The organism is Methylobacterium sp. J-070 (assembly GCF_022829385.1).
In the GTDB taxonomy this organism is placed as follows: Bacteria; Pseudomonadota; Alphaproteobacteria; order Rhizobiales; family Beijerinckiaceae; genus Methylobacterium.
This window is the reverse complement of sequence record NZ_JAKSXX010000009.1, coordinates 1-3951: the sequence shown is the minus strand read 5'-3', so window position 1 is coordinate 3951 and position 3951 is coordinate 1. Positions and strand designations below refer to the sequence as shown.

Genomic DNA, 3951 nt, shown 5'->3' with positions numbered 1-3951 from the left:
CATGAAGCTGACCCAGCCGCTGCACCCGCGGATGATCTACACCGACGTCTCCGCGGTCGGCGCCACCGCCCTGGCGGAGGAACTCGCCCTGGTCGGGCACGGTGTCGGCGCCGGCGTCCTGGTCACCCAGGTGGTCCCCGCGGTGGCCGGCTACTCGAAGGCCGTCCTCGAGTTCAAGGCGTCGTTGGCGAAGTCCTTCCCCGGCGAGCGGCCGGACTACGTATCCCTCGAGGGCTACCTCGACGCGAAGATCGTCATCGAGGCCGTCCGGCGGATCGCCGCCGCGCCGGGCGCGAAGATCGACGGCGATCGCCTCGCCGACGCCCTCGAGGGGCTCGGCACCTTCGATCTGGGGCTCGGGACCGCGCTGAAGTTCGGTCCGAGCGAGCATCAGGCGTCGCACATGATCTGGGGGACGCAGCTCGACGAGAACGGGAAGTTCGTCACCGTCGGCCTGCAATAGAGCGTGGCGTCGCCAGCGGACGGGCGGGCCGCCGCCGGCGCGGTTGTCCACCGGAAAGCCGCGATCCCGGGGAACGCCGCGCAGCCCCGCGGGCTTCACCGCCATCTTCGAGGAGAGGCGATCATGACGGAGAAGAAGGGCAACGGCAGCACGGCCGCCAAGAAGGCCAACGCCAAGGCGAGCCGCGCGGGCAAGGCGAACCCGCGCAAATCCTCCGCCGCGCAGGCCGAGCTGGGCAAGAAGGGCGGCAGGAGCAAGTAGGCCGGACCATAGACGGAGAGCCGGCCCCCCGGTCGCGGGGGGTCGGCCCGCCGCCCGCCGCTCAGGCGGCGTCCCGGTCGGCGTAGAGGCGGCAATGCCGCAGGTAGCCGACCTCGTGCCGGCCGGCGAGCTCGACCACGCTCGACCACAGCCACGACGGCGCCTCCGCCCCCCCGGACTCCGCCAGGATCTCGGCGTGCCAGTCCCGGCGCGCCGCCGCGTCCATCTGCCGACCGTGGGCCTTTCCGACCACGAAGGCGAGGTAGTGGGCCGCCCGCACCGCCTCGCTGCGGCTGAACTGGTCGACGTCGAGCTTGAGATCCTGCGGGGCGAGTTCGCGGACCACGACGGGCTTACCGAGGAGGCGCACCGGCAGCATGCGCTCGCCCAGGTTCGGCGCCAGCGCCCGCGCGCCGGCCACGACCCGCTCGGCCGCGTCCGCGGGCATGTCGGCGTCCGGCGCGGCCGGGGCCGCGGGCTCGACCGCCTCCTTCAGGTCGACCAGCGCGAAGCTGCGCCGGCCCTCGGCCTCGACGATGCGCACCAGGGTGGCGTAGCGCAGGAAGCCCAGGGAGCTGCAGCCCTTCATCCAGTAGGCGGCATCGACCAGGCTGACCTCCGACGCGTCGTCGCGGGCATTCAGCTTCAGGATGAGCCGGCGCACCGCCTCCTGGCGGAAGAGGTCGTCGAGGGCGGCCCGCTCCGCGTCCGCGAGCGCCCAGAACTTGCGCCCGAGCGGGATGGAGGGCTCGACGTCCTTCAGGCGCTCGCGGGCGAGGTGCTTCCAGCGCCGGCCCAGCGCCCGACGCCGGACGGTGCGGACGGCGTCGGGCTCCGGGGGCGCCGCGTCCCGCCCGGGGCCCGCCAGCCCCAGCGCGTAGCCGCGGACCATCTCCTCCAGCATCCGGGCGGTGACGATGCCCGGCAGATCCGAGCCGCGGGCCGCGCTGGCGAGCGACAGGCCGAGCCGGATGAGGTCGTGCGCAGGGTTGCCCACGACGGTCTGGTCGAGGTCGCGGATCTGGATGTCGATGCGCCCGTCGGCGTCGGCGAGCGGCCCGAGATTGCCGAGGTGGCAGTCGCCGCAGATCCAGACCGGGGGGCCCTCCGGCAGGGTGCCGCGCGCCAGTCCGTCCAGCCATTCGTAGAACGTCACGGTGTTGCCCCGCACGTAGGCGTGGGCGGACCGCGCCATCTTCAGCGTCCGCTGCCGCTCCAGCACCGCCGCCCGCTCGGCGGGACCGAAGCTTCTCGTCTCGGGCATTCCGTCCACCTGCACGCGCTCCTGACCGGTCTCAGCTTGCCGCTCCATCCAACGTCTGAGAACAGGTCGGCAACGCGCGTCGTTTCGTCTCCGCTGTGGATGACGGGGACATCGACTTCGTGCGCGCCGCTCACCAGCCCGGATGGTTACTGAGCGGCGGCGCCCGGAGGATCGACCGGTCGACGTCCCGGATGTCGCGGCGGCCGCACAGGGCCATCGTCATGTCGAGTTCCCGGCGGATGATATCGAGGCACAGCGTCACGCCGGGCCCGCCGTAGGCGCCGAGGCCGTAGAGGAACGGGCGGCCGACGAACACGCCCTTGGCGCCCAGGGCCACCGCCTTCAGCACGTCCTGGCCGGAGCGGATGCCGCCGTCCATCAGCACCTCGATCCGGTGGCCGACCGCGTCGGCGATCTCGGGCAGGACCGCGATCGACGAGGGGGCGCCGTCGAGCTGCCGGCCGCCGTGGTTCGACACGACGAGGGATTGTGCCCCCGTCTCGGCCGCCCGCACCGCGTCCTCGACGTCGAGGACGCCCTTGAGGATCAGGGGGCCCTTCCAGCGGTCGCGGATGCGGCGCACGTCGTCCCAATCGAGGCGCGGGTCGAATTGCTGCGCCGTCCAGGCGGAGATCGAGCGGGTGTCGGCGACGCCCTCGACGTGGCCGACGATGTTGCGGAACGTCCGCCGCCGGGTCCGGAGCATGTGCCAGCACCAGCGCGGCTTGGTCATCAGGTCGAGGACCGTGGCGGCGGTGAAGCGCGGGGGTGCCGACAGGCCGTTGCGGATGTCCTTGTGCCGCTGGCCGAGGATCTGGAGATCCAGGGTCAGGACCAGCGCGGAGCAGCCCGCGGCCTGGGCGCGGTCGATCAGCCGCTCGTTGAAGGCGCGGTCGCGCATGAAGTAGAGCTGGAACCAGAACGGCTTGGTGGCATGCTCGGCCACGTCCTCGATGCTGCAGATGCTCATCGTGGACAGCGTGAACGGCACGCCTGCGGCCTCCGCGGCCCGCGCGGCCAGGATCTCGCCGTCGGCACGCTGCATCCCGGTCAGGCCCGTGGGCGCGAGCGCCACCGGCATCGCCACCGCCTGGCCGGCCATCGTGGTGGCCAGCGAGCGGTCGGACATGTCCACCGCCACGCGCTGGCGCAGCTTGATCCCGGCGAAGTCGTCCTCGTTCGCCCGGTAGGTGGATTCCGTCCACGAACCGGAGTCGCAATAATCGTAGAACATCCGCGGCACGCGGCGCTTGGCGACCCGCCGCAGATCCTCGATCGTCGTCACGATGGTCATTGCGGCCTCACGCGATCGGCACGGCGGCGCCGGCGGGCCCGGGCCTCCAGAGGACGGCCTGGGCCCGGCCGGCGGCCGGCCCCGCGGTCGTCTTGCCATCCCGGCCGGGGCGGCACACGAAAAAAATCGGCCGGCCGGGTCGCCCCGGCCGGCCGCGTCGTCAGATGCGGCTGCGATCAGCGCAGGAGCTGCAGGACGCCCTGCTGGGCCGAGTTGGCCAGCGACAGCGCCGAGATGCCCATCGACTGGCGGGTCGACAGCGCCTGGGAGTTGGCCGCCTCTTGGTTGAGGTCGGCGTTCGTCAGGTTGGCCGAGCCGGTCTGCAGCACGTTGATCAGCTGCTTGGAGAAGTCCTGCCGGTTCTGAGCCACCGCCACCGGCCTCGGCCTCAGCGCGATCACCAACTCGAACAGCTCGACGAGCGCGAAAGGGCTGGGCAACTTCCTGCTGAAGGCGGACGTGAACAAGACACTGGCCACGCTGACCACGGCCGGGAGCGAGCTCAAATCGGCGGCGAGCACGCTGGGCTCGAGCCTGTCGGTGGTTCAGACCCGGCAGGACTGCTCCAAGCAGCTGATTAACGTGCTGCAGAACGGCGCGGCCAACCTGACGCAAGCGTACTCCAATCAAGAGGCGGCCAACTCCTAGGCGCTGTCGGCCCGCCCGTCG

5 protein-coding genes and 1 pseudogene are annotated in these 3951 nt (G+C 71.9%); 3 read left to right on the top strand and 3 right to left on the bottom strand.

Translation table 11 applies throughout. The features are described 5' to 3' along the window. Together MKL01_RS00150 and MKL01_RS00145 are read left to right on the top strand one after the other, a co-directional pair. Positions 1-463: ABC transporter substrate-binding protein (locus MKL01_RS00150; protein ID WP_243903221.1), on the top strand; the 463-nt coding region annotated here is incomplete at its 5' end. A gap of 123 nt (positions 464-586) precedes the next feature. Next, positions 587-724 carry a hypothetical protein gene (locus tag MKL01_RS00145; RefSeq protein ID WP_243903220.1) on the top strand — a complete coding sequence of 46 codons (138 nt, stop codon included), beginning with the start codon at positions 587-589 and terminating at the stop codon, positions 722-724. A gap of 61 nt (positions 725-785) precedes the next feature. On the opposite strand, the gene MKL01_RS00140 is transcribed toward MKL01_RS00145, so the two are convergent. The 3 genes and pseudogenes from MKL01_RS00140 to MKL01_RS00130 all read right to left on the bottom strand — a co-directional run. Beyond that, positions 786-1988, bottom strand: coding sequence for a DUF2252 family protein (locus MKL01_RS00140; protein ID WP_243903219.1), 1203 nt, complete (start codon positions 1986-1988; stop codon positions 786-788). A gap of 130 nt (positions 1989-2118) precedes the next feature. Then, positions 2119-3282 carry an alpha-hydroxy acid oxidase gene (locus MKL01_RS00135; protein WP_243903218.1) on the bottom strand — a complete coding sequence of 388 codons (1164 nt, stop codon included), beginning with the start codon at positions 3280-3282 and terminating at the stop codon, positions 2119-2121. A 176-nt stretch (positions 3283-3458) separates the two neighbouring features. Then, positions 3459-3659 (bottom strand): annotated as a pseudogene (locus MKL01_RS00130) (flagellin); the annotation flags it as partial. Between the two features lie 82 nt (positions 3660-3741). Here MKL01_RS00130 and MKL01_RS00125 point away from each other — a divergent pair. Then, positions 3742-3930, top strand: a complete 189-nt coding sequence (locus MKL01_RS00125) for a hypothetical protein (RefSeq protein WP_243903217.1) — start codon at positions 3742-3744, stop codon at positions 3928-3930. Positions 3931-3951 lie beyond the last annotated feature (21 nt).